The organism is Alloacidobacterium dinghuense (assembly GCF_014274465.1).
Lineage (GTDB): Bacteria > Acidobacteriota > Terriglobia > Terriglobales > Acidobacteriaceae > Alloacidobacterium > Alloacidobacterium dinghuense.
Window position 1 is genome coordinate 1596587 of record NZ_CP060394.1, and the last position, 25857, is coordinate 1622443.

The 25857-nt window shown below is 55.1% G+C and carries 18 protein-coding genes and 1 pseudogene; 13 read left to right on the forward strand and 6 right to left on the reverse strand.

Annotated features, from left to right (window positions below):
• Positions 1–334 precede the first annotated feature (334 nt).
• Genes H7849_RS06380 through H7849_RS06395 form a run of 4 tightly spaced genes read left to right on the forward strand, consistent with a single transcriptional unit; the run spans position 335 to position 9403 of the window.
• A complete protein-coding gene (locus tag H7849_RS06380) occupies positions 335–1471 on the forward strand; it encodes an efflux RND transporter periplasmic adaptor subunit (RefSeq protein WP_251106650.1) in 1137 nt (378 codons plus the stop codon).
• Positions 1468–4779: an efflux RND transporter permease subunit gene (locus H7849_RS06385; protein WP_186745092.1), complete on the forward strand. Its 3312-nt coding sequence runs from the start codon at positions 1468–1470 to the stop codon at positions 4777–4779. Before H7849_RS06380 ends, H7849_RS06385 begins: the two co-directional genes overlap by 4 nt.
• Positions 4776–7862: a multidrug efflux RND transporter permease subunit gene (locus H7849_RS06390; protein WP_186745094.1), complete on the forward strand. Its 3087-nt coding sequence runs from the start codon at positions 4776–4778 to the stop codon at positions 7860–7862. The genes H7849_RS06385 and H7849_RS06390 overlap by 4 nt, the downstream gene beginning before the upstream one ends.
• Positions 7862–9403 carry an efflux transporter outer membrane subunit gene (locus H7849_RS06395; RefSeq protein ID WP_251106651.1) on the forward strand — a complete coding sequence of 514 codons (1542 nt, stop codon included), beginning with the start codon at positions 7862–7864 and terminating at the stop codon, positions 9401–9403. The genes H7849_RS06390 and H7849_RS06395 overlap by 1 nt, the downstream gene beginning before the upstream one ends.
• A gap of 67 nt (positions 9404–9470) precedes the next feature.
• Here the strand turns inward: H7849_RS06395 and H7849_RS06400 are convergent, their stop codons facing one another.
• From H7849_RS06400 to H7849_RS06410, 4 genes and pseudogenes are all read right to left on the reverse strand, one after another.
• Entirely contained in the window at positions 9471–10862 is a 1392-nt protein-coding gene (locus H7849_RS06400) for an ABC transporter permease (RefSeq protein WP_186745096.1), read from the reverse strand.
• Positions 10862–11068 (reverse strand): annotated as a pseudogene (locus H7849_RS27715) (FtsX-like permease family protein); the annotation flags it as partial. The pseudogene H7849_RS27715 and the gene H7849_RS06400, both read right to left, overlap by 1 nt.
• Positions 11069–11130: 62 nt before the next feature.
• Entirely contained in the window at positions 11131–12150 is a 1020-nt protein-coding gene (locus H7849_RS06405) for an ABC transporter permease (protein ID WP_186745097.1), read from the reverse strand.
• Positions 12147–12494, reverse strand: a complete 348-nt coding sequence (locus H7849_RS06410; protein ID WP_186745098.1) for a PadR family transcriptional regulator — start codon at positions 12492–12494, stop codon at positions 12147–12149. Before H7849_RS06410 ends, H7849_RS06405 begins: the two co-directional genes overlap by 4 nt.
• 193 nt (positions 12495–12687) lie before the next feature.
• On the opposite strand from H7849_RS06410, the gene H7849_RS06415 reads away from it, so the two are divergent.
• The 4 genes from H7849_RS06415 to H7849_RS06425 all read left to right on the forward strand — a co-directional run bounded on the left by H7849_RS06415 (position 12688) and on the right by H7849_RS06425 (position 17069).
• Positions 12688–13098, forward strand: coding sequence for an AAA family ATPase (locus tag H7849_RS06415; RefSeq protein ID WP_222439777.1), 411 nt, complete (start codon positions 12688–12690; stop codon positions 13096–13098).
• The gene (locus H7849_RS27340; RefSeq protein WP_432756543.1) at positions 13046–13222 is read left to right on the forward strand and encodes a DEAD/DEAH box helicase family protein; all 177 of its coding nucleotides are present in this window, start codon (positions 13046–13048) and stop codon (positions 13220–13222) included. The genes H7849_RS06415 and H7849_RS27340 overlap by 53 nt, the downstream gene beginning before the upstream one ends.
• 505 nt (positions 13223–13727) lie before the next feature.
• Positions 13728–14285: an ECF-type sigma factor gene (locus H7849_RS06420; RefSeq protein WP_186745099.1), complete on the forward strand. Its 558-nt coding sequence runs from the start codon at positions 13728–13730 to the stop codon at positions 14283–14285.
• A 15-nt stretch (positions 14286–14300) separates the two neighbouring features.
• A complete protein-coding gene (locus tag H7849_RS06425; protein WP_186745100.1) occupies positions 14301–17069 on the forward strand; it encodes a serine/threonine-protein kinase in 2769 nt (922 codons plus the stop codon).
• Positions 17070–17079: 10 nt separating this feature from the next.
• Here H7849_RS06425 and H7849_RS06430 read toward each other — a convergent pair whose 3' ends face one another.
• Positions 17080–18102 (reverse strand): LacI family DNA-binding transcriptional regulator, encoded by a 1023-nt coding sequence (locus tag H7849_RS06430; protein ID WP_186745101.1) that lies wholly within the window; start codon positions 18100–18102, stop codon positions 17080–17082.
• 307 nt (positions 18103–18409) lie between these two features.
• Here H7849_RS06430 and H7849_RS06435 point away from each other — a divergent pair, with 307 nt between their 5' ends.
• The 4 genes from H7849_RS06435 (at position 18410) to H7849_RS06450 (ending at position 22504) form a co-directional block, all read left to right on the forward strand.
• Positions 18410–18853, forward strand: a complete 444-nt coding sequence (locus H7849_RS06435; RefSeq protein WP_186745102.1) for a rhodanese-like domain-containing protein — start codon at positions 18410–18412, stop codon at positions 18851–18853.
• Between the two features lie 232 nt (positions 18854–19085).
• Positions 19086–20399 (forward strand): amidase, encoded by a 1314-nt coding sequence (locus H7849_RS06440; RefSeq protein ID WP_186745103.1) that lies wholly within the window; start codon positions 19086–19088, stop codon positions 20397–20399.
• A gap of 151 nt (positions 20400–20550) precedes the next feature.
• The gene (locus tag H7849_RS06445) at positions 20551–21480 is read left to right on the forward strand and encodes an ABC transporter ATP-binding protein (RefSeq protein ID WP_186745104.1); all 930 of its coding nucleotides are present in this window, start codon (positions 20551–20553) and stop codon (positions 21478–21480) included.
• Positions 21473–22504 carry an ABC transporter permease gene (locus tag H7849_RS06450; RefSeq protein WP_186745106.1) on the forward strand — a complete coding sequence of 344 codons (1032 nt, stop codon included), beginning with the start codon at positions 21473–21475 and terminating at the stop codon, positions 22502–22504. The genes H7849_RS06445 and H7849_RS06450 overlap by 8 nt, the downstream gene beginning before the upstream one ends.
• Positions 22505–22507: 3 nt before the next feature.
• On the opposite strand, the gene H7849_RS06455 is transcribed toward H7849_RS06450, so the two are convergent.
• Entirely contained in the window at positions 22508–24625 is a 2118-nt protein-coding gene (locus H7849_RS06455) for a glycoside hydrolase family 2 protein (protein WP_186745108.1), read from the reverse strand.
• Between the two features lie 189 nt (positions 24626–24814).
• On the opposite strand from H7849_RS06455, the gene pstS reads away from it, so the two are divergent.
• The gene (pstS, locus tag H7849_RS06460; RefSeq protein ID WP_186745110.1) at positions 24815–25822 is read left to right on the forward strand and encodes a phosphate ABC transporter substrate-binding protein PstS; all 1008 of its coding nucleotides are present in this window, start codon (positions 24815–24817) and stop codon (positions 25820–25822) included.
• Positions 25823–25857: the final 35 nt, after the last annotated feature.

Here is a 25857-nt window from a genome sequence, read left to right on the forward strand (position 1 = left end):
CCCTCGCTTTCTATTGGGTATCATGACAGTACGAAAGGGGTTGCAACTATTCGCTGTACCGGGTCGTCCAAAACCATGTACCAAAAAAATTAGCAAGTTTCGGGTAGATAAAGGTTTGCGCCAAGTCCGGCGTCTTCTGTTGCAGTAACTTCAGAAAATAGCGCTACTTCTCCGAGCAAATTTCGCCAGGAACTCTTGATCAAAGGTAAGACTAAGGATGGACCAAAGATTGACTGAGTCAATTCCGCCCGATCATCAGCTACCGAGCGCCTCCTCAGGTGACTCAGCACGCCGTTCTTCCAAACGGCGCCAATGGCTTTGGATTCTTCTGCTTTTGGCCTTCGCGGTCGTCCTCTTCGTCATCCTGCGGCGCCATGACGATCCCGCAAAAACCGCAGCGGCGCCTGGCGGTGGTCGTCGCGGTTTTGGTGGCCCCGTGACGCTCACTGTCGCGACTGCTCAAAAAGGCGACATCGGGGTGTATCGCGATGCCATTGGTACGGTAACCCCCGTCTACACGGCCTCCATATATAACCAGGTAACCGGAGTCATCACCCAGGTGCATTATCGCGAAGGACAGACTGTCCAAAAGGGCGACCCTCTGGTGGACATCGACCCTCGCCAATATGAGGCACAGGTCGAGTCGGCTCAGGGCGCGCTGGAACGCGACACGAATCTTCTGGCGCAGGCCAAGATGGATCTGAACCGCTACCAGCAAGCCTGGGACCGCAAGGCGATTGCAAAACAGCAACTCGATGATCAGGAAAAGATTGTTGCTCAAAATGAAGGGCTGGTCCGAGCCGATCAGGGGACCCTTGATTTCGACAAGGTGCAGCTTTCCTACTGTCATATCACCGCTCCTTTCACTGGACGCGTCGGTTTGCGCCTCATCGATCCCGGGAATCTCGTTCAGTCCAGCGGCAGCACGGTCCTGGCGGTTCTTACTCAAGTCCAGCCCATCACCGTGGTCTTCACTCTGGCTCAGGATTATCTTCCCGATGTTTTCGCGCAGAAAGGGCGAGGGGTCGGCCTGAGTGTCGATGCATACGACCGAGAACAGACGAAGAAACTCGCTTCCGGAAAGCTGCTGGCTCTCGACAATCAGATCGATACCACTACTGGCACTGTTAAGCTCCGCGCGACTTTCGATAATCGTGACGGCGCACTATTCCCGAACCAGTTTGTAAACACGCGCCTGCTCGTAACCACAGAACATGGCATGACGCTCATTCCATCCTCAGCCATTCAGCACAACGGACAGGTATCCTTTGTCTATGTCATCGCCGACGGTACCGCGCATCTGAAAAACGTCAAAGCTGGCGTTTCAGATCACGGAATTACCGCTGTAGAAGGTATCAATCCAGGCGATCAATTGGCGACCAGCAGTTTCGAAAAACTGCAGAGCGGTTCCAAGGTCACCATTTCCAAACAACCTCTGTCACAAAGCAATTCGGAAACTGAGGCGCCGTGAACCCATCTCGCCCATTCATCATGCGGCCGGTCGCCACGGCATTGCTGATGGCGGCGATTCTCCTTGTGGGCCTTGTAGCATTCACGCAGTTGCCAGTCTCGGCCCTGCCTGAGGTGGATTATCCAACCATCCAGGTGCTGACTTTTTATCCAGGCGCCAGTCCGCAGGTGATGGCGACTACCGTCACAGCTCCCTTGGAGCGTCAGTTTGGTGAACTGCAGGGGTTGAGTCAGATGACCTCGACCAGTTCCGGGGGCAGCTCGATTATTGTTTTGCAGTTCAATCTCTCGCTCAACATTGATGTTGCCGAAGAAGAGGTCCAGTCTGCGATCAACGCTGCGCAAAGCCTTTTGCCATCCGTGCTGCCTGCGCCTCCCGTCTACAGTAAAACTAACCCTGCCGATGCTCCGGTTCTCACGCTAGCGATTACCTCGAAATCAATCCCGCTCCCGCAGGTCGAGGATCTTGTCGACACGCGCCTGGCTCCCAAAATTTCCCAGCTCAGTGGCGTTGGTTTAGTCAGCATCAGCGGTGGACAAAAGCCTGCGGTGCGCATCCAGGTCAACCCGGGACAGTTATCTTCCTATGGCGTCAATCTGGAGGATGTACGAACCGCGCTTACCCAAACCAGCGTAAACGGAGCCAAAGGGAATTTTGACGGGCCGCGACAGGATTATCAGATTGATGCGAATGACCAACTCCGAACCAGCGACGACTATAAGAATGTCGTGGTTGCGTTTCGCAACGGCGCTCCCGTTTTTCTAAAAGATGTAGCGTCGATCGTGAATGGGGTTGAGAACAGCAAGCAGGCTGCCTGGATGAATCAAACACCGGCGGTCATCTTGAATGTGCAGCGCCAACCTGGCGCCAACACCATTACTGTAGTTAAAAGTATCAAAAAGCTTCTTCCGCAGCTTCAGGCCAATCTGCCTGTAGGCATTGACGTAACAACACTCACGGATCTCACTGTCCCGATCCAGGCCTCGGTCGACGACGTAGAATTCGAAATGATGCTCACCATTGCGCTCGTCGTAATGGTGATTTTCCTCTTCTTGCGCAGCCTTTCTGCCACCATCATTCCCAGCGTCGCAGTACCGCTTTCTCTTGTTGGTACATTCGGCGCAATGTACGTACTGGGTTACAGTCTCGATAACTTGTCGCTCATGGCCCTCACCATCTCCACTGGCTTTGTCGTGGATGATGCCATTGTCATGATCGAGAACATCTCCCGTTACCTTGAGGAAGGGCTCAACCCGATGGAGGCCGCGCTGAAGGGCGCCGGGCAGATCGGTTTCACGATTGTGTCGCTTACGGTCTCCCTCATCGCAGTGCTGATTCCTCTGCTTTTCATGGGCGATGTTGTCGGACGGCTCTTTCGTGAATTTGCTGTGACCCTCGCAGTCACGATTGTCATTTCTGCGGTTGTTTCTCTTACGCTCACACCGATGATGTGTTCGCGTATTCTGCGTCACAATCCGGAGGCCCAGCAGGGAAGGCTCTATCGCGCATCCGAGAGAGCCTTCGAGCGCATGATCGCCTTTTACGGAAGAACGCTCAAAGTGGTCCTGAGGTACCAGACGCTTACCCTGCTGGTAGCTCTTGCTACACTCGTCCTTACCGTCCTTCTCTATATCGCCATTCCAAAGGGATTTTTCCCGGTGCAGGATACGGGCGTCATTCAGGGAATTTCGCAGGCGCCACAATCGATATCGTTTCAAGCCATGTCGGAACAGCAGCAACAGCTGGCTAAGATCATACTCACCGATCCGGCAGTGGAAAGCCTGTCATCTTTCATCGGCGCGGATGGAACCAATACCACCCTGAATAGTGGTCGCTTCTCTATCAATCTCAAGCCTCTGAAGCAGAGAGATGGCAACGCCTCAGACATCATTCGTAGATTGCAGAAGAAGCTTAGCGACATTCATAGCGTAAAGCTCTATATGCAGCCGGTACAGAACATCACGGTGGATGACCGCGTAAGCCGAACGCAATATCAGTACACGCTTGAAGATCCCGACATCAATGAGCTCAACGATTGGACCAATCGATTTGTCACAAAGCTTAAGAAACTGCCTCAACTTGAAGATGTCGCTACAGATCAGCAAACAGGAGCCGCCGCCGTCTCGCTCATGATTGATCGTGTGACAGCATCGCGATTGGGGATTGCACCGGCCACAATCGACAACACCCTCTATGATGCTTTCGGTCAGCGCCAGATCAGCACGATGTACACACAGCTGAACCAATATCACGTGATTCTGGAAGCTCAACCTGATTTTCAGCAGCATCCGGGCCAACTCAGCAACATCTATGTGCAAAGTGGCGCCTCGAATGGAACCAGCGGTCCAGGCGCGGCAACTTCGTTTGCATCGTCTGCCTCCGTTTCCGCCGGTTCGAACGCAACAACCACATCCGTTCTCTATACGCCTTCTTCAAACGCTCTCGCGCCGCCATCAAGAGTCCTTACGCCAACCTCAACAACTACTTCGAATACGGCCAGTTCCTCCAGCGGAGCGAGCGCGATTCCGCTGAGCTCTTTCAGCAGCTACGCAACTACAACAGAAGATCTGTCCATCAACCACCAGGGTCAGTTTCCTTCCGTTACCATTTCCTTCAATCTTGCCCCTGATGCATCTCTGGGCGATGCCATTACAGCGATCGATAAGACCGCCGCTGATATGCGCTTTCCAGCGAGTCTGCAGTACGACTTTCAGGGAACGGCGGCGTCTTTCAAGAATTCGCTTTCGAATGAAGCGCTTCTCATTCTGGCAGCGCTGGTGACCGTGTACATCGTTCTCGGTGTTCTCTACGAAAGCTTCATCCATCCCATCACAATTCTCTCGACGCTGCCTTCCGCTGGAGTGGGTGCATTGTTGGCCCTCATGATCTTTAAACAGGATCTCAGCGTTGTTGCCATTATCGGAATCATCCTGCTTATTGGCATTGTGAAGAAAAATGGCATCATGATTGTCGACTTCGCGCTGGAAGCTGAGCGGGAGCACGGTATGGACTCCACCGAGGCAATTTACCAGGCCAGCCTTCTACGCTTCCGGCCCATCATGATGACCACCATGGCCGCGCTTCTCGGCGGCATTCCGCTTGCCTTCGGCTCAGGCATCGGATCTGAAATCCGGCGTCCCCTCGGCATCGCCATGGTCGGCGGACTTCTCCTGAGCCAGATCCTCACGCTTTACACCACTCCAGTGATCTACATCTTCTTTGATCGCCTCGGAGAAAGATTGATAGGCAGACGAGCCGCGAAGAAGTCCGAGAAGCCCAGCCCGGAACCCGCAGAGAGTGAAGTATGAACATCTCTGCGCCATTTATCCGGCGGCCCGTCGCTACAACCTTACTAACAATTGCAGTGGCCATCGCCGGTGCGGTGGGATTCACGGTATTGCCTGTTTCTCCTCTGCCGCAGGTTGATTTTCCGACGATCTCTGTCCAGGCCAGTTTGTCCGGTGCCAGCGCGCAGATCATGGCGTCCTCAGTGGCCACGCCTCTCGAACGCCAGTTTGGACATATTGCCGGCGTCAGCGAGATGACATCCTCCAGTTCTTTGGGATCGACTTCCATTACGCTGCAGTTCGATCTCAGTCGCGATATCAATGGTGCGGCGCGTGACGTTGAGGCCGCCATCAATGCGGCTCGAACCTATTTGCCCGCGAATCTGCCCGGCAATCCTACGTATCGCAAAGTCAATCCGGCTGACGCGCCGATCATGATTATCGGCCTTACCTCCGATATCTACGATCGCTCAAAGCTTTACGATGAAGCCTCAACCGTAATACAGCAAAAGCTCTCGCAGATTCAGGGAGTCGGGCAGGTCGTCGTCGGTGGGGGGGCCCTGCCTTCTGTCCGCGTGGAAGTAAATCCCACACAGCTTAATAGCTACGGGTTGACACTCTCCAACATTCAATCCGTTTTGAGCACACAGAACTCGCAGCTCGCACGCGGTCAGATTGCCAATGATATTGCATCTTCTGACATCGTCGTTAACGGACAGCTTTCTCGCGCTGCTGAATATGCCCCGCTGATTATTGGGTACAAGAATGGAGCGGCAGTCCGCCTATCGGACGTCGCTCAGGTCATCGATTCCACCGAGAATATCCGAAACGGTGGCTATCTTAACGGTAAGCAGTCCATCGCAATCATCATCTTCCGTCAGCCCGGCGCCAACATCATTCAGACTGTTGATCGAATCCGCAGTCAGCTGGGCTTCCTTAAGGCCGCGATTCCGCAGGGAGTTGACATGACCGTTGTCATGGATCGCACTACAACGATCCGTGCCTCGGTCAATGATGTCGAGCGCAGTCTGATGATCTCGATTGCGCTCGTTATTCTGGTCGTCTTCCTCTTCCTGCGCAGCGGGCGTGCCACTCTCATTCCCAGTGTGGCTGTTCCGGTCTCGCTCATTGGCACTTTTGCAGTCATGTACCTCTTCGGCTTCAGCCTCGACAATCTCTCGCTGATGGCTCTGACCATCTCGACAGGATTCGTGGTGGATGACGCAATTGTCGTGATGGAAAACATCACGCGCCATCTGGAAGAGGGCATGAAACCGTTTGCCGCCGCCCTCCAAGGTGCCAAAGAGATTGGCTTTACGGTTTTTTCCATCAGCATTTCGCTGGTTGCCGTCTTCATTCCGATTCTGCTGATGGGCGGCATTGTTGGGCGACTCTTCCGCGAATTTGCCATCACGCTTTCGACCGCGATCATCGTTTCGATGATCATTTCAGTTACAACCACGCCTATGATGTGCGCCCACCTTCTAAAGGAACCCAAGAAGGAAAAACATGGACGCTTCTATCGCGCAAGCGAGAAAATTTTTGATGGCATGCTGCATGGTTACCGCCGCAGCCTCGAATGGGTCCTCGAAAACCCGGGACTGACTCTCGTTGTCTTGATCATGGTTGTGGCTCTTAACGTCGTCTTCATCATCAAAATTCCCAAAGGATTTTTCCCGCAACAGGATACGGGAGCGCTTGTCGGAGGAGTGCAAGGGCCGCAGGATGCTTCATTTCCCGTGATGGATGAGTCTGTACAGGAGATAGTCAAGACCATTAAGGCCGATCCAGCCGTTGCGAATGTTGTGGGCTATGTGGGCACGGGCAATGGTGGTTTCGTTTACACGGCTCTAAAGCCGCTTAACCAACGCAAAATCGGGGCGCCCGAAATCATTAATCGCCTTCGTCCTAAACTCAACCGCTTGCCGGTTGCCTCCGTCTTTCTCCAGGCAGCGCAAGACCTGCGCATCGGAGGCAGGGGATCGAATGCGCTCTATCAATATACGATCCAGTCTGACAATATCTCCGATCTCGCCCACTGGGCTCCTATTCTGTTGGAACAAATAAAGAAATTGCCCGGACTTCAGGACGTCAACTCGGATTTTCAAAATTCAGGGCTGTCTGAATACCTGACATATGACCGCGTCACTGCCGCGCGTCTAGGCGTTTCTGCTCAGGCCCTCGATTCAGCACTCTATGCGGCTTTCGGTCAATCCCAGGTCTCTCTCATCTATACCCAATTCAATCAGTATTATGTGGTATTAGAGGTCGCGCCTCCGTACTGGCAATCGCCTGAAGGACTCAAGAACATTTATCTGTATACCGGTCATGGGGTCATTCCGTTGGCTGCCATGACCCAGGCTAAGTCCACAACGACGCCCATCTCCGTCGCCCACACCGGCCTTTTCCCATCCGTCACCGTCTCCTTCAATCTCGCTCCGGGTGTTTCGCTGAGCCAGGCGACGGAGCGCATTCAACAAATGCAGGAGAGTCTCGGCACTCCTGAAACCATCCATGGATTCTTTGCCGGAACGCTGCAAGCGTACCAGCAATCACTCAGTAGCGAACCCTATCTCATCATCACTGCCCTCTTGGCCGTGTATATCGTTCTTGGCATCCTCTACGAAAGTCTCATGCACCCTCTTACCATCATTTCTACCCTGCCATCGGCCAGCGTTGGCGCAATCCTCGCGCTCATGCTTTTCAAGATTGATCTCAATGTCATCTCCATCATCGGAATCATCCTGCTCATTGGTATCGTTAAGAAAAATGCCATCATGATGATCGATTTCGCACTCATGGAAGAGCGCGAACATGGAAAGACGACTGCCGATGCCATCTTCCGTGCCTGCCTGCTGCGCTTCCGCCCGATTCTCATGACGACCATGGCGGCTCTCTTCGGTGCATTGCCGCTGGCTTTTGGCACAGGAACAGGCTCCGAGTTACGGCGTCCCCTTGGCATCACGATTGTCGGCGGACTTATCATGAGTCAACTGCTTACTCTCTATACGACGCCAGTCGTCTATCTGTATCTCGATCGCCTTAGACTTCGCGCTCAAGGAAAACATCGCGACACATTCCATCACGAAGGAGAACCAGCGTAGTGAGATCGCTTCTCCAAAGTACAGTTCAGTTACGACTTCGTGATCTATCGTTGATCGGCAGTGGCCTCTTGTTATCTTCCCTGTTAGTTGCCTGCACTCCAGGGCCTAAATATCACGCTCCTGCTCCGCCCGCTCCAACTGCAAAGTCTTATAAGGAGTCGACCATTAACTTCCAGGATGCCAATGGTTGGAAAGTCGCCAGCCCTCAGGATGGAATGCTCCGCGGCAAATGGTGGGAAATCTTTCACGACGAAGAGCTGAATGGATATGAAGAGCAACTCGATGTCAACAACCAGAACATTAAACAGAGTTTTGAGAATTTGATGGCTGCGCGGGCTTTGATTCGCGAAGCTCGCGCCCAATACTGGCCCACAGTCACAGCTGGCGCTTCTTGGAACCGCTCCAAGACTTCAGGAAACCTTACCCACAGCTCTACGGCGAATGCCGGATTTACGAGCAGCACATGGTCCCTTCCACTTGATGTTTCCTGGACTCCCGACTTTTTCGGAAAGATCCGCAATGAGGTTCGCGAAGCCCAAAATGCAGCCCAAGTAAGTGCCGCCGACCTCGAAAATGAGAAGTTGATCGAGCAGGCGACGCTTGCCGAAACTTATTTCCAGCTTCGTGGGCAGGATGCTCTTGAAAAGGTTCTCAACGATACTGTCGAGTCAGACAAGAAAGCTCTCGAACTCAACAAGACACTCTACGAAACAGGAATCAACGACTACCTCTCTGTTGCCGCAGCCGAAAGCACATTGAAAAGTGCTGAATCAGCCGCTTTGAATGTTGGCGTTACCCGTGCTCAATTCGAACATGCGATTGCCACTCTCCTCGGCAAGCCTGCCAGTGATTTTTCCATCGCAGTAAAGCCGCTGCTCATCGTGCCCCCACCCATTCCTACGGGTGTACCTTCGCAGCTATTGGAGCGTCGCCCTGATGTTGCGGCAACAGAACGCACGATTGCTCAAGCCAATGCCACAATCGGCATTGGATACGGAGCTTTCTTCCCAAGTGTTACGCTTTCCGCTGCTGGTGGCTTCGAATCGTCCACCTTTCAGCACTGGTTTGACTGGCCAAGTCGATTCTGGTCCATAGGTCCTTCCTTTTCACAGCTCATTTACGACGGCGGCCTTTATCGCGCAACGCTCCATCAATACCAAGCTACTTACAATGCTGATGTGGCAATTTATCGTCAGACTACGCTCACCGCATTCCAGCAGGTAGAGGACTATCTGGCGGCAACCCGTATTCTCTCGCAGCAGATTATTAAGCAGCATGAAGCCGTCGATGCCGCTCAGACGACCCTTGATCTTGAAACGGAACGGTTTCGAACAGGCATCGATCCGTATATCGACGTCACAACAGCGCAGGTGACTTTACTTTCTGATCAGGAGTCGCTCGTCACGCTCCAGATCCAGGAGGCCGTTGCCTCGATCGAGTTAATCCAGGCCCTCGGAGGCGGTTGGGATGAGTCGCAATTGCCCACGCCAGCTCAGCTATCGGCGAAACCTGCCAAGACTGACTACGAGATTCAACGCTGAAGTCTCTTAGCAAACACCGATTTCAACTCCCTCCGCAAGGAAAGGCAAAGCGCACCAATCCTCCATATCACTCCGACCGCAAAGCCTGCATCGGATCGACCGAGGCAGCGCGGCGAGCGGGAACAAGACCCGATACCAACACCGTGAGCAACAATAAGATGGCGGCTGCACAATAGCTGACCGGATCGAATGATGCCACTCCAAATAGCATGGAACGCAGCAAGTGCACCGCAATGATAGAGCCAAGGCCGCCGATCACGATGCCCAGGACGGCAACGCCGGTGGCTCCACGCAATACCAGGCGGACGACACTCTCGCGAGTTGAGCCCAACGCAATACGGACCGCGAACTCACGATGCCGCTCGATGACCGAATAGGCCATGACGGCATAGAGCCCCATCATTGCAACGAGCACGCTGGCAATGGAATACACTCCGAGCAACTCAGCAACGACGCGAGAGTCCTGGTACTGTTCGTCTGTGACCTCTTCCAGAGTCCGTACCTCTTCGAGCGGTAATTCGCGGTCGAGCGCTGCTACCGTCTGCCGCAGTTGATCAGCCACGGCCGCCGTCGTAGTTCGCGACCGGATCGCCAGGATCGCGTAGCCGTAGCCCGAGGGGCCCTGCAGATACGGCAGAAAAACCACTGGGCTGGGATCGGTGTCAGAGGCGCTGTGGTATGCGAAATTAGGAACCACGCCCATGATTTGCCGTTCGATCTTGTCCACAACAATGCGGCTGCCAAGTGCATTGCCTTTTGGCCAATACTGGTGTGCCATTGCTTCGTTGATCACTGCCACTTTAGGCGAGGTAGCATTGTCGGCAGGCGTAAAGTCGCGGCCCTGCAGCAGGCCAATTCCCATGGTGCGGAAGAAATCCGGCCCATCGAAGTCGGTTACCACTACCGTGTCCTCTCCTCTGTTGGGAACATAACCGGGAACGCTGAAGTTGCGGGTATTGCCTGAACCGTTGTCGCCCATGGGCAGATGTGTGGTCAGCGTGGCGGACGCAACTCCGGGCGCATTGCGTAGGCGATCGAGCAATGCCGTTAAAAAAACTTGCGCGCGCTCCTGACTGTAACCCAATCTGGACAAGTCAACGGTGGCCGTCATCGTATTGTGACGGTCGAATCCAGGGTCGCGGCGGAAGATGTTCAGTGCTGTTCGGGTCAGAAGCCCGCAGCAGACGAGGACCATGAAGCAAATGCCCAGCTGAATTCCGAGAAGGATCTGCTGGCCGATCCGCTTGCGCGGAGCGCCGGCAACGGCTGATCCACCCTCGTGCAGTGCCTCCTGCTGCGCGACGCGCAGTGACTGGCGCAAGGGAACCAGGCCACAGGCGAGTGTGACAAGAACTGCGAGCGCGCAACGAATACCTCGGCACGGATATCGCTCCGGAGATTGAACGCGATTGGAAAGCCAAAATTCGGCAATATGAAATAGAGGGCCTTCGACAGCCATAAGCTCGCCACCCACCCCATTAACGCTCCAGCGGAGGCCAGAATTCCGGTTTCAACAAGTACCTGTGAAGCGATGCGGGAGGGGACCGCTCCGAGTGCCGTCCGGATAGCCACTTCGCGCCTCCTCCTCGCGGCGTGCTGGCCCAGTAGAGATGCGATGTTGATACAAACCAGTATCATGAGCAACGCCGATGCACCTGCCAGCATCGGCAATTGCTCGGTAATTCCATAAAACAAGCCGCGTTCGAAATGAGCAGAATCACGCAGGTTCAGATCCCATCCGTTGGAGTTGCTGTTGTGCTGTTCCGCTGCCAGGGATCGCGCAAGTGTGTGCAGCTCAGCTGCGGCGGCTGTATCACGCACACCGGGACGGAGACGGACGACAGCCTGGAGGCCATAATGCTCCAGCGGGTCCGCCTGCGCATCGGACGAGAGATCCCGAAGGTCGAAAGCGGAAGCCATGCGGCCTCGGCGATGCCGCCGAAGATTCCCAGAAAGCCACTTGGGGCAATGCCAACGACAGTGAAGAGATGCTGATTGACAGAGATCGTGCGGCCCACGAGTCCAGGATCGGCGTCGAACCGACTACGCCAGAGTGCATCCGAAAGAACAACTTCGTCTTGAGCGCCATACGCGCGATCATTGGCATCCGGCTGGAAAAATCGCCCGAGCTCCGGCTTTACGCCGAGAAGGTGAAAATAGTTCGACGACACAGTTCCAGCATTAATCACTTGAGGCTGCGCGTTCTCGGAATTCAGGTTCACGTTGGTGAGGGAAAACGCCGCTGCTTCACCGAAGGATTGGCTGCTTCGCCGTAAATATTGAAGTTGGTCATAGTGCACCGAATAGCCTTGATTCCCCAGCACGGTCGCATCGATGAATCGCAAAGAGCGTACATCGCTCACTTGCGGCCATGGATTGAAAAGCACCGCGTTGGTCCACGTCACGACTGTCGTGAGCGCCGCGATGCCCAGCGCCAGCGTGAGCGCCGCCGTCAGCGTAAATCCAGGCGATTTGCGCAATTGGCGCAGGGCGTATCGAATGTCATGCAGCAGATTTTCCATCAACGGCAGCCCTTCCTCGGCGTGATAATGCTCACGCACAGTTTCAACGGCTCCGAGCTTCAGCCTGGCTTCCCGACGAGCTTCGATCGGCGACATACCGGCGCGAATGTTCTCTTCAGTCTGCATCGCCAGATGCGCTTCCATCTCTTCTCGAAGCCGTTCGTCGCCACGGGACCCGGCCGCGAAATTCCGGATCCGCACAAAGAAGCGCTTCAGGGCTCTCATGCCAGATCCTCTGCTTTCACCTCAAAGAACCGCGCGATGATGGCCGTAGTCTGCTCCCAGTCGCGCTTCTCGGCCTCGAGGAGTTTATGGCCCACGCGCGTCAGCCGATAGAAACGCGCCCGCCGGTTGTTCTCAGAAGGGCCCCAATCGGATGCGATTGCACCTTCCTGTTCCAGCCTGAGCAGGATCGGGTAGAGAGTACCCTGATTGACGGAGAGCAGTTCACCACTGATCTGCTCGATTCGGCGCGCAATTCCGTACCCGTGTAGCGACCCGAGGACCTCAAGTGTCTTCAACACCATCAGCGCCAGCGTCCCGTGCTGAACATCCTTTTTCTGCTTCATGCGGTTATGGGCTTCCTTTTGAGTGCCAACAGGAGGATGGCACATCTTCATTGGGAAAGCAACAGGTAGACGCCAACTTTGCTAGTCAATGGAAATTCCAGGAATGTTAACAGGAGCGTTACGATCAACAGTTGATAACGGCTTCTAACGTATTTCCTGCTCAAGCCAGAGTAGGCCCAAGAAGGCAAATCACATGAGAAGGTTCATCATCACCGGCGCGCCTGGTGCAGGGAAGACAGCGATCATCCGTCAGTTGGAACTCGACGGTTTCAGCGTTGTCGAAGAAGCCGCCACTGACGTTATCGTCGCTGCGCAAGCTCAAGGAACGGCTCAACCCTGGACGCATCCCTCGTTCATTGATGCAATCTCTAAACTGCAAAGAGATCGTCAGATTCGAGCGTCTTCTCAGTCAGGCGTAGTTCAGTTTCACGACCGTTGCGTCGTGTGTACCGCCGCGTTGGCCGTCTACCTCGGATCCTCTTTCGCCCTTTCTAACGAGCGAGCTGGAGCGCGTCAGGAAAGAAGCAATCTACCAAAACAGAGTCTTCTTCATTCGCAATCTTGGCTTCGTCGCGCCTACAGAAGTCCGGCGAATCAGCTTTGAAGAGGCTGTGCGTTTTGAGAAAATTCACGAGGAGACTTACCGGGACTTCGGTTTCGAACTATTCTCAGTCGAGCCAGGAAGTCTGGTGGAACGTGTCAGCACCATCAAAGCAGCGATTCGTTAGCGGATTGGGTGTTCGTCGGAACTGCATCGAAAACAAATGACTATGCAGTGACAAACCAATGACAAGGGTACAGCTGAGAATTGGGTTATTATGATTCCTTGCTGGCGCGCTTTATTGCGACAGAGCGAAGGTTCATGATTTCGTTCCGCTACTTGTCATCGAAGTGCGCTACTCGGCCAAGGAATAGTAATCACTTCTCTTGTATGGCTGGATCGCCTACTATCATGGCAAATCTGCCATCTTGTGCATGAGACTCTTCCGGACTAGCTTTGCAATTAGCCTCCGAAGGCGTGCGCTTTTTGGAGTTTAGCGGAGAAATTATTTGAAGGGACTGCGGCGTTCAAGAATTAAACAGATTTATTATACACACGTGTGTATACTTGATTCACACGTGTGCAATAAGAATTGACTCGGGGGCCTCAAGAGCGCGTGCATTCCAAGGTCATTGGTCCACTCCTACCGGTGTGGATCGCTATAACCATCAGGAATTGGAGGATAGAAGTCGATGTTTTTTTCGCTCGAGACCGCTGCCAGCAACCATGACAATTTAGCAACCGACGCACTGTTCAGTACCTTGTACTCAGAACTGCACAGGCTGGCAAAACGGGAGTTGGCCAGGCAATGGAAGCCTTTGAGTCTAAGCGTCACCACGCTCTTACATGAAGCCTACTTAGATATTGCGTCGCGCGACGAACTCTCGTTTCCCGACAACGCCCGCTTCATAGGATACGCGGCACGGGTAATGCGCGGACTGATTATTGATCACACGCGGAATCGTAAAGCGACGAAACGCGGGGGTGAATTCGAAATTACATCGCTCGAAATCGATGTGGCAGCAGTGTCTTCAGACACAAAGGAGCTGACCATGATCAGCGATGCGATGGACCAGCTTGCCGAGATTGAACCGGAACTTGCTGAAATAGTCGACCTGAAATTCTTTTGTGGATTTTCGTTTGGCGAGATTGCGGCAATAAAGAAGTTGTCCGAGCGGACAGTTCAAAGAAAGTGGGAAAAGGCGCGCATCTACCTCCATCAAGGCGTCAGTCAACAACTTTCGTTCTGAGGAGCGCTGACGCTTATGCTAAGTGCGGATGAATGGCATGCCCTAAGTCCTCACCTGGACAAGGCCCTGGGATTGAACGATGAAGAGCGGTCGATTTGGCTGACGAGGCTACGCGCTCGGGAGCCGGCCATTGCACGCCAGCTTGAAACGCTTCTCTGCGAGCATCAGATCCTGACGGAAAAGAGCTTTTTAGAAAGACGTTCTGTTGCATTGCCGCGCGGGGCGGCTGCAGCCGGCGAAACTGTTGGCACTTACAAATTGTTGTCACAGATCGGTCGAGGCGGCATGAGCAGCGTTTGGCTCGCGAAGCGTGTAGACGGCCGATTCGAGCGGCACGTTGTGGTCAAGTTCCTCCATATCGCACTCATGGGAAAGGTTGGCGAGGAGCGATTTAAACGTGAGGGGCGAATCCTCGGGCTGCTCACGCATGCCAACATCGCTGAATTGATCGATGCCGGCGTTTCGCAGAATGGGCAACCGTTCTTGGTTCTTGAATATGTTGACGGGGATCACATCGATCGCTATTGCGATGAGCATAAGCTCAACATTCATCTGCGCATCCGGTTGTTTCTCGACGTCCTGGCTGCCGTAGCGCTAGCGCACGCCAACCTGATCGTACATCGAGATCTCAAGCCCTCGAACGTGTTGGTGAGAAACGACGGACAGGTGAAGCTGCTTGATTTCGGCATTGCCAAGCTGTTGGAAAGTGAAGAGCAGGTAGGGCAGGCAACACAGCTTACCGTCGAAGGCGGGCGAGCCATGACGCCGGAATACGCAGCGCCCGAACAACTGAATGATCAAGGTGTTACAACAGCGACGGATGTTTATGCGCTGGGTGTGTTGCTTTTTCGATTGCTGACGGGGCATCATCCAACCGGCACAAGCCCTTCAACACCCGCTGAACTGATCAAGGCTATCGTCGATACCGAACCTATGCGTCTCTCAGACGCCGCGACGATGAGGCGGCCTGACAACGAGACTCCCATCACGAATGCCGAGAAGCGTTCCGCCACACCAGACAAACTGAGTCGCTCGTTGCGCGGAGATCTAGACACCATTGTTGCGAAAGCGCTGAAGAAAGAGCCCAAAGAGCGCTATGCCTCGGTTACCGCCTTCGCTGAAGATTTGCGCCGATACTTACGAAGCCAGCCGATCAACGCGCGACCCGACACTCTTGTCTATCGGATTACCAAGTTCGTACGTCGGAATCGCACCGTGGTAGTTCTGGCGATGCTGGCGGTTGTAGCCTCGATGGCCGGCGTAATTGGAACCTTGATTCAGAGCCGCACTGCGCGCGCTGAACGCGACTTTGCGTTTGGGCAATTGTCACGCGCGGAAGCAGTCAACGATCTGAACGAGATTCTTCTTTCCGATGCGGCTCCTTCGGGCAAGCCTTTCACGGTGAACGACCTCCTCATGCGCGCGGAGCACATTGCTGAACGCCAGGAAAATAAGCATGATCCACAACGCGTAGAGATGCTCATTTCTCTGGGCCGTCAATATAACGTGCTGGACGAACAGGCAAAGTCGCGTCATCTATTGAGTGAGGCATACGAGCTTTCCCGTCAGTTGACCGATCGCTCCATCCGTGCGCGAGCTTCCTGTGCGCTTGCGAGTGCCGTTGCCTTGACCGGTGAGCATGTCCGCGCGGAAAAGCTGGTCGAAGAGGGGCTTAATGAACTGGGTCAGGAATTACGGTTTGCTCCCGATCAGATGTTCTGCCTCATACGGGGAACCGAAGTCGCACGAGAGCGTGGCGATTCGCGTGAGGCAGTCACGCGCGTGGAGGCAGCTCAGAAGGTGCAGAAACGACTACCGTTTGAGTCTGGCCTCGTAAATTCGCAACTCCTTATGGACATGGCTGAGTCATACCGTTACGCAGGCCGATACGAAGAAGCGAACGCTGCTTTTGCACGTGCGTCAGCGCAACTCACTGCGTTGGGACGCGACGAGACTCAGACTGCCGTAACGCTTCTAAACAACTGGGGCACTTTGTTAGTTTTGGCTGGGCGCCCGCGAGACAGCGAGATCGTTCTCTGGCGCGCGATCGAGATCAGTCGCGATGGCCAGACCGAAGATGCAGTGGCCCCGATGCTTCTTGTCAACTACGCGCGCTCGCTGCATGAATTGCATCAATTCGACAAGGCTGCCGATTACGCCGAGCGTGGTTACGCAAAGGCGAAAGAATCGGGAGCCGAAGTAGTCGTCGGCCAATCGTTGTTACTGCGTGCGCTGATTTATACCGACCGGAAGGATCTGGGACGTGCAACGGCGATGCTGAACGAGGTAGAGCCGAGGTTGCGGCGAGGTCTTCCTCCTGGACATATTGCCTTCGCCACTCTCGCATCGAATCGGGCACTCATTGCTCAGGCTCGCGGCGATTTGTCAGCGGCACTTGAAGACTCCAATGAAGCGGTGGCCATTTCAGAGGCAGCGATGAAAGCAGGCCATCTGGGCGGCGATTATCTGCCCATCTTCCTGGCTCGTCGATCCGATGTTGAACTGCAACTGGGCCATCTCGACCAGGCCGAAGCAGATGCGACTCGGGGATTGAGCATGTTGCAGGCTTCCGCCCAGGTAGGAATGTTTTCGAGCACGCTGGGACACACATATTTTACGCTGGGGAAAGTTCTGCAGGCAGAGGGCAAATCTCAAGAAGCTCACATTGCATTTCGTTCTGCGGCGGAACATCTGCAAAGTGCCCTTGGTCCCGATCATGTCGACACGCGCAGTGCTTTACAACTGGCAGAGTCCGGATCGCTACAACCGATGAGTTTCCGTTGATTCTCTGGTCTCACGACGGAGCCGACGTCGACTCCCTGATCATTAATTCGCCTGGAATTACAATTTGAGACTTCTTCGGGCCTTTTCCGTTCTGAGAAGGAGCCACGAGTTCAAGAAGCAATCGCATCGCGCGTTCGCCCATTTCGCGCATCGGTTGTCTGATCGTGGTCAATGATGGCTGCAGATGCGAGGAAAAAAACAGATCGTCGAAACCAGCAACCGAAATATCTTTGGAGACCCGAAGCCCGGCGGTGTGGATCGCCCGATACGCTCCAAGAGCCGTGATATCGTCATAGCAAAAAACTGCGGTTGGACGGGTCGGCAGTTCCAATAGATGCTGCATGCCCCTGTAGCCTCCGATAAGCGAGCTTTCCGTGTGAATCACGAACTCAGAAGAATACGCGGCTCGCGCCCTCCTGAACGCGGCCCGATAACCGCGAACGCGGTCTTTATCCGACTCTCCACCGAATTGGTTGCCGATATATCCAATCCGTATATGGCCCAGCTCAAGCAGATGCTCTGTAATCAGCCGTGCCCCCTCAAAATTGGCCACGCCGATGGAGTGCACGAAGTTACCGGGATGGTGATTGTTGATAAGCACAATCGGTATCTCCCTCTCCGAGAAATAAGGAGACGATGCTCCGCCAGCGGTTGATGCGATGACCAGAACGCCATCGATGGCCCTCTCCACGAGGGAACGGACAGCTCTCATTTCTCGTTCCGGGTCGCCTCCGGCAATTGTCAGGATGATCGAGTAGTCATGCTGTGCCGCAACCTGTTCCACAGCACTGATGACCTCGCTGATAAAGGGATCTGCAATATCTGTTACGACGCAACCAATCGAATTCGATCGTTGTGTAACCAGACTGCGTGCGTTCCTGTTCGGCTGGTATCCATGTTGGGCAGCGATCTTATGAATCAGGTCTTTGGTGCTTTGGCTGACCAGTGGGCTGTTTTTGAGGGCACGCGACACCGTTGGATGAGAGACATGAGCCAGCCGCGCAATTTCTTTGAGTGAGATCGCCTTCCGCATAGTGGTCGATAAACTGTTGCTTTGATCCCTTAGTATCGCACACGTGTGCATAAATAATTGGACTCGATGCAAATGACAGGGAAAAGAGAAGCAGCTCATCTTTTAGTGTTTGTTCGTCTAAGTTCATGGATCGAGCTTTTGGAATCGAATGACGCCGTTCCGGGCCGGCTTCTGCCTCTGTGCCTTGTAGTTTCCGGGCTGCCGATCATCCAGGTACAATCCGGGAGACGAATGCTGATCGGCCGTTTGCTGCGGTGATGAATCCTTTGAGGTCTGCAGTGAATCTCGTTATTCTGGGAGAACAGAGATGGCCATTATTCTCGCCGCTGTTTGCGCTTTCGGGTTGTTGCTCGTTCTTTGGGTCAAACGCCGGAAAGACCGGCAGGAGATGGAGCAGCACTCCATCACTCCGGAACTCCTGCATACGTTGTTGACTTCACATCAAGATTTGCTTCTCTTTGATGTTCGTCTTCCGCTCGACCTCTTAGCTGATTCCGAGATCATTCCTGGCGCAATGCGGCTTTCACCAAAAGAAATCCTTGAGAATCCCTCGCTCATCCCGAAAGACAAAGACACGGTCGTTTACTGTACGTGCCCGAGTGATAAAACCAGTCGCAACATCCTGCATCGAGCTCTAGCGATGGGCTTTTTACGGGTCAAGTTCCTCAAAGGTGGCGTAGAGGGGTGGAAAGCAATGGGTTATCCTGTCGAGCCATACCAGGAATCTTTTCATCTGGACACAGGCACGTAAGCCTCTGCAATGGGCGCAAACCGATCGTGACCCGTCACCACTGCATCGTGCCAGGTTTGTCGGCAACTCGAGGAGGACAGTCGCAACGCGCCATTGTGATAGAACCATCCTGCAAAAAGGTCACAAGCAGTCATCGCGGGGCGATGCATGCCAAGCCCTCAGGCCGCTCGGCAGCAGCGAGTAACTGCGTCGCGCCCAGACGTGCTGCTTTTCTTGCCCATAAAATGCAGCTATGCGATCGGTCTCTGAAATCCCGTCGTCCATTCGCGGTCTGCGCGAGCAATACCGCACACACCAAGCGAGCCCTCGCAAAGTGGTCGAGTTGGCTCTCAAGCGAGCCAACTCAAATGCCAGCCACAACGTGTATCTCGCTCGCGATGACGACTGGACCCGAAATGAGTTAGAACAACTGCTGGCACAAGATCCCGGAGACTCCGAAGCATTTGAGAAACAGCCTCTTTGGGGTGTGCCGGTTTCCCTGAAAGACTGCTTCGACCTCGAAGGGTATATAACGACCTGCGGATCGCGATTCCTCGGCGCATCGCGCACGCCGGCGTCGGCTGACTCGTCCGTCGCCTCAAGGCTAAAGCGCGCCGGTGCAATCATCACCGGCAAGACCCATCTTCATCAGCTTGCATACGGCATCACTGGAGAAAACCGGGACTTCGGCAACTGTCTTCAGCCAGCCCACGCACGGCTGCTGACCGGCGGCTCATCCAGTGGAGCCGCCGCAAGCGTGCAGGAGGGCTCGGCGATGGCAGCGATCGGAACAGATACCGGAGGCTCGATACGCGTTCCTGCCGCTCTATGCGGGCTTGCCGGATACCGCTGCTCGATCACCCTGAGCACAGCCAATGAATTCGAGATCTGGCGCGGCGGCGATCATCTTGCACTGAGCTTCGACACCATCGGCTGGCTCTACCGCGATCTTGGCGACGGGCCGTTACTGGGTGCAGCTTTGTTCGGCCTTTTGCATGCAAAAGCGCCCGATCCGCAAGGCCTACGCATCGGAATGCCGAACGCTTCATTTTTGCACGACTGCGAAGAAGAAGTGCTCGCAGCTCTCGAACATTGGGCGTCGCTGCTGCGAAGTCGAGGCGCACAGGTTGTGCCGTTCGATGCAGGCATCTGGCGCGAAGCGATGGATCTATATGCACCGTTGCAGGCAAACGAAGCGGCGGCATTACACCCAGAACCCCGCGACGGTTTCGAGCCGGTGATCGCAGAACGCCTCCGGTGGGGAGGGTCCCTTTCAGCGAGTGAACTTGCAGAATTTCGCAGGAGACTCACATCCTTCTGTCAGACAAGCGAACAGAAACTTAAAGACATCGATTTCGTCTTATTGCCATGCTCCCCGACCGCGGAGTTGCGGGCCGATGAGAATCAGTCCGCAACGCGGCTGCAAATTCTGCGTTACACCACGCCCGTGAGCTTGTTGGGATGGCCTGCGGTCACGCTTCCTGGCCGTCGCGGAGGCCCGCAGCTTGTCGGCAAGCTGGATGCAGACGCAGAACTTCTGGCTCTAAGCGCAGCGCTCCCCCACTAAGCATTCACCACGCAGTTTCTCAAGTAAGGACAACACGTTAACCATCCTGTTGCTGCCAGCCGTGACCTCAGCTTAGTCTTAGGCGATGAATACGATCGCTGATTTGGGAACCGCTACGCGCGCTCACCGCCTTCGCGAGCAAAACAATGGCATGTCCCTTCTGCTACGCGGAGTGCGAAAGGCATTCGCAGACGTGGTTGCCGTCGATGGTCTCGACCTCGAAGTAAAGCGAGGAGAGTGCTTCGGTCTGCTGGGACCGAACGGTGCAGGAAAGACAACGACCATCGAAATCTGCGAAGGCCTCACAGCGCCCGATGCCGGAACCATCGAACTGCTCGGACTGACGTGGGCGAAGTCAGCCAACGAACTACGCCAGCGCATCGGCATACAGCTGCAGGAAACGCAATTCCCCGAAAAATTAACGGTAGAAGAAACTCTGCGACTCTTCCGCAGTTTCTTCCACCGTGGCATCTCAGTCGACGAATCCATCCGCACAGCGCAGCTCGAAGAGAAGCGCAGCTCACGCGTCGGCGGACTCTCCGGCGGTCAAAAGCAACGTCTCGCCATGGCCTGTGCGCTGGTTGGCGATCCCGAGCTGCTCTTTCTCGATGAGCCGACAACGGGCCTCGATCCGCAGGCGCGGCGTCATCTATGGGATCTGGTCGATCAGCTCAAGCAGGCAGGGCGTACCATCATCCTCACCACCCACTATATGGATGAGGCCGAGCGCCTCTGCGACCGCGTCGCCATCATGGACCACGGGCGCATCATCGCGCTCGGGACTCCGCCGCAGCTGATTGCTTCCATCGGCGGCGAGCATATCGTGGAGTTCGCCATTACGAGTCATGATGCGGCACGCGTTGTCGATGTGACGGTGCTGACCGCCATAGCCGGTGTGCAATCGCATCGCGTCGATGCAGGACAGCATCAGCTCACCGTTCGCGATCTGCATTCGACCGTGCCGCACATCTTTGCCGCGCTGCACAATCAGGGACTGCACCTGAGCGATTTCCGCACCCACTCCGCAACGCTTGAAGATGTCTTTGTCGGCCTCACAGGGAGGAATCTGCGCGATGAATAAGTTGCAGCTGAGCAGCCTCTATCAATTAACGATGGTCCGCTTCCTGCTCTTCCTGCGCGAGCCCGAAGCCATCTTCTGGATCTTCATCTTTCCCATATTGCTCGCAGTGGGGCTCGGCATAGCTTTTCGCAACCGCCCCGCAGACGTGCTGCAAGTCGGCGCGACAACAACGCTGCTGACGCAGGCACTCAACGCCGACAAGGGCCTCACCGCGAAAATAATGAATCAGGCCGAGGGCACGCAGGAACTGGCGACAGGCAATATCCTGCTGCTCGCCATTCAAACGCCCGACGGCGTGACCTATAAATACGACGACACCAATCCGGATGCGCGCACAGCACGCCTGGTCGCCGACCGCGCCGTCCAATCCGCAGCCGGCAGGCATGAGGCCGTGCACGCCGAGAATCAGCTGGTGCACGAAACAGGCGCGCGCTATATCGACTTTGTCGTACCCGGTCTCTTGGGAATGAACCTGATGGGGTCAGCAATCTGGGGCCTGGGCTTTTCCGTCGTCGAAGCGAGGCAGAAGAAGCTTCTCAAAAGACTGGTGGCCTCGCCCATGCCGCGCTGGCAGTACCTGGCGGCCTACCTCCTGTCGCGTCTCGTGATGCTGGTCATCGAGGTCGTCGCGTTTCTGGGCTTTGCGCGGCTGGTCTTTGGAGTGCCGTTTCGCGGATCGATGTGGCAATTGGCATTCTTGTGCATTCTCACCTCGCTCTCGTTTTCCGCGCTGGGATTGTTGATCGCGTCGCGAGCCAGAACCATGGAAGCAGCGTCAGGATTGATGAATCTGGTCATGCTTCCCATGTGGATTCTTTCCGGCGTCTTCTTCTCCGCATCGCGCTTTCCGGCTGTCATTCAGCCGGTCGTGCGCGCCCTTCCGTTGACTGCTGCCATCGACGCGCTCCGCGGAAATATGTTGCAAGGCATAGGCCTGGCGCAGCTCATGGCCCCTGTCGCAATTCTCCTTACATGGCTTGTCTTGCCGTTTGTCGTAGCCCTGCGCATCTTCCGCTGGAGATAAAAATCAAACAGCCCGCTCAATCGTCGCGGCAGAAAAGCCGGTGGGACGAAGGATATCGACCACGATGCGCCGCGCATCTTCGAAACGAAGCTCCGCAACCATCGTGTGCGAATCGCCCGGATGCAAATCCGGCAGAGCCTGCAGCATTCCATGCATAGGAAGGTCGTCGTAGCCATATACAACCCACCGTGCTTGATAATTGCGAAGCGTGTAGCCGGGTAGTTGTTTACGCGTGGTGATTTGCAGCTTGTAATTGCCGGCGTCTGCCTTAGTGAGCGACAGTTTCTCAATCGGGCTCGCCTGATCGCGCAGTGCAGCAAACGAGGGCTTCCGCCGCGCGTAGAGATCCACCACTCCATGCACGCGCTGCCGCATAGCGCCTGTACCTTTATCTCCCACCAACGTTCTGTAGTCGTTGTAGTCAAAGTAGATCGCGCCAGTCACAGCCGGAAACTCGCGGAAGACTTCTGTATGCGAATTCACAATCGTCACGCGACTCTCATCGCCCGGCGGAATGGAAGGCTGGCATTCGCACCAGCCGTACTCCGAGATCACAATCGGCTTCGACGGAAAAGCATCGTGAATCCCTTTGAGGTATGTGCGAACCTGCGGTAGTCCGCCGGGTGCCCAACTGCCGTAATATTCATTGGCTGAGACGAAGTCGAAGTCGCCCGCCATGTCCGCTCCCGGATTCGAATCAAGCGAGTTTGAGGCGTAGGTAAGCAGACGTGAAGGATCGAGCCGTCGGGCTTCATCGGCTAACGCATGCGCGAACTGTCGCGTGCGCGGGTTCTGGCCGATGACCTCATTGCACAGCCCCCAGGCGACAACGCAAGGATGGTTCCGGTCGCGGGCGATCATCTCGCGCAGTTGTTCAAGGCCATTTTGCTCCAGCGCGTGCTGAAGCTCGTCACTGGTCTCGTGAAAAGTCTCCCATCCCCATGCTGGCACTTCTTCCTGCATAAGAATTCCGTGGCGATCGCAAAAGTCCAGCACACGCCTGTCCTGCGCCCAATGTACGCGTGTGAACACGCAGTTCAGCTCCTTCATGTCCTCATGATTGCCGCGAATCCAATCCGACGTCTCCGCCATGCCGAGGTCGGGATTGCTGCCTGCCATTCGCTCCACGCCCATCAGGGAAACCTTCTCGCCGTTGAGATAGAACGCCGTACTTCGAACCTCAAAGCGACGAATGCCGAAGTTTTCTTCGTACCAATGTTCCCCCAACGCACTCTTGACTCGCAGACGAGCGATGTAGAGATTCGGAGAATCGAAATGCCAGAGCGTCGGAGAAGCAATGGTGACGGCCGGGACTTCAACGACAAGCGATTTGCCCGCCGCAATTTTCTGCTGAATATGCTCGACGCTGTGCGTCACAGGCGATTGTTCGGGTCTTAGCACAGCATCAAGACTGATTGCCTGCTCCTGATCGGTGATATTCCGCACAACAGCGCGAATCGCCACCCGCGCTTCCATTTTGTCGAGGTCCGGCACAGCATCGATTTCGATTCGCTCAATGAAAACCCGCGGAGTAATCAGCAGATTGACCGGACGAATGAGGCCGCCATCGTCGGCCCAGTCATAGCTGTTGTTGCGCGGCAGCATCGTGTCAGAAGGCCGGTTGTCAACGCGTACCATCAAATCAGCGGTCTCGTGCTCAAGATGTGGCGAAAGATCGAAGGCGAAAGCGGTATACCCTTTGCCGGCATGCCGACCAATCAATTTCCCATTCAGGAAAACGTCAGCGGTGTGCGTTGCCGCTTCAAATTCAATCCTTAGAAATTGCTCAAGCCACTCCTGCGGCATCAAGAGTTCGTATTTGTACCAGCCAACGCCCACATAGCCTGGATCTCCACCCATCGCCTGCCACGTATGCGGTACTCGAACAGACTCCCAACGCAAATTCGCCACCGCTCGATCGGTCGGCAGCAACGAAGAGTCCGGATCGTACGCAAACGACCATCCTCGCTCCAGCGCAACCGAGCCCGCAATCGAGATGTCGGTGCGTTGTGCCTCATCGCCATTTGCGGGTGCTTGGCCGTAAAGACTCTCTGCGCATCCGATGGAACTCACTCCACCCACAATGAGAGAAGTGACAAAAGCGCGTCTGGAGTAGGGCATTCCATATCCTAAGGTAACGCTATAGTCGCAGGCCGGTCCGATCCAGCGGTTATCAAGAGCGAATCAGCTTTTCTACAGGGCGACCTTTCATTCTCATCTCAGCCCGCTTTCTTGGGCAATTCACAGAACAGTAAAGTGTTGTTAACAATTGGTCCACAGAATCGACAGTAGTTTTCCGAGGGGGAGTCAGTGAAAAAGAGTACGTTTTTGGCTGCTGCGCTTATCGTGTGCACAGCTTCTGCAGGTTTTTCCCAGAAAATCAACGGGGCTGGGGCGACGTTTCCGTATCCCATTTATTCCAAATGGTTCAGCGAATACAGCGCGGCGCATCCCGGTGTTGAAATCAACTATCAGTCCATCGGCAGCGGCGGTGGCATCCGTCAGGTCACCAGCGGCGTCGTCGACTTCGGCGCCAGTGATGGCCCGATGACCGATGAGCAACTCAAAGGTTCCAAGGTCAAGATTGTCCACATCCCCACCGTTCTGGGTGCGGTTGTTCCTATTTACAACCTTCCCGGCGTCTCGACCGAGTTGAAGTTTTCTCCCGATGTTCTTGCCGATATCTACCTGGGCAAGATCTCCAACTGGAGCGACGCCCGCATCGCCAAGGACAATCCCGGCGTCAAGTTGCCCAGCACAGATATTGTCGTTGTGCATCGCTCTGACGGCAGCGGCACAACCTACATTTTCACTGACTACCTCTCCAAGGTCAGCAATGACTGGAAGAACTCGGTCGGAAGAAACAGCGCAGTGCCGTGGCCCAAAGGAATCGGCGGCAAGGGCAATGAAAACGTTGCTGCCATGGTTCGCCAAATGCCCGGCTCAATCGGTTATGTCGAGCTGATTTACGCCATGCAGAACAAGATCGCCTTCGGCTACATCAAGAATGCCGCTGGTAACTGGGTGAAGGGCAGCATCGATGGCGTTACCGAGGCTGCGGCCACCGTGAAGCAGATGCCCGCCGACTACCGCGTCTCCATCACCAATGCACCCGGCCCGAATGCTTACCCGATCTCCAGCTTCACCTGGCTGCTGATTCCCATACCTCCCAAGGATGCCGGCAACGGTAAGGTTATCAAGGACTTCCTCGGCTGGATGCTGGATCACGGCCAATCCGAAACCTCGGGGCTCTACTATGCTCCGCTGCCGAAGTCGGTTTCCGACAAGGTCCGCGGCACCATCAGCCAGCTGCAGTAGAACTGCTGCAAGCCAGGTGCAAAGGGCAGGCGTTT

Coding starts and splice junctions, on each gene's coding strand:
- H7849_RS06390 (WP_186745094.1), top strand. CDS start 4,776: ATGAACATCTCTGCGCCATTTATCCGGCGGCCCGTCGCTACAACCTTA.
- H7849_RS06400 (WP_186745096.1), bottom strand. CDS start 10,862: ATGGCTGTCGAAGGCCCTCTATTTCATATTGCCGAATTTTGGCTTTCC.
- H7849_RS06405 (WP_186745097.1), bottom strand. CDS start 12,150: ATGAGAGCCCTGAAGCGCTTCTTTGTGCGGATCCGGAATTTCGCGGCC.
- H7849_RS06410 (WP_186745098.1), bottom strand. CDS start 12,494: ATGAAGCAGAAAAAGGATGTTCAGCACGGGACGCTGGCGCTGATGGTG.
- H7849_RS06415 (WP_222439777.1), top strand. CDS start 12,688: ATGAGAAGGTTCATCATCACCGGCGCGCCTGGTGCAGGGAAGACAGCG.
- H7849_RS06420 (WP_186745099.1), top strand. CDS start 13,728: ATGTTTTTTTCGCTCGAGACCGCTGCCAGCAACCATGACAATTTAGCA.
- H7849_RS06425 (WP_186745100.1), top strand. CDS start 14,301: ATGCTAAGTGCGGATGAATGGCATGCCCTAAGTCCTCACCTGGACAAG.
- H7849_RS06430 (WP_186745101.1), bottom strand. CDS start 18,102: ATGCGGAAGGCGATCTCACTCAAAGAAATTGCGCGGCTGGCTCATGTC.
- H7849_RS06435 (WP_186745102.1), top strand. CDS start 18,410: ATGGCCATTATTCTCGCCGCTGTTTGCGCTTTCGGGTTGTTGCTCGTT.
- H7849_RS06440 (WP_186745103.1), top strand. CDS start 19,086: ATGCGATCGGTCTCTGAAATCCCGTCGTCCATTCGCGGTCTGCGCGAG.
- H7849_RS06445 (WP_186745104.1), top strand. CDS start 20,551: ATGTCCCTTCTGCTACGCGGAGTGCGAAAGGCATTCGCAGACGTGGTT.
- H7849_RS06450 (WP_186745106.1), top strand. CDS start 21,473: ATGAATAAGTTGCAGCTGAGCAGCCTCTATCAATTAACGATGGTCCGC.
- H7849_RS06455 (WP_186745108.1), bottom strand. CDS start 24,625: ATGCCCTACTCCAGACGCGCTTTTGTCACTTCTCTCATTGTGGGTGGA.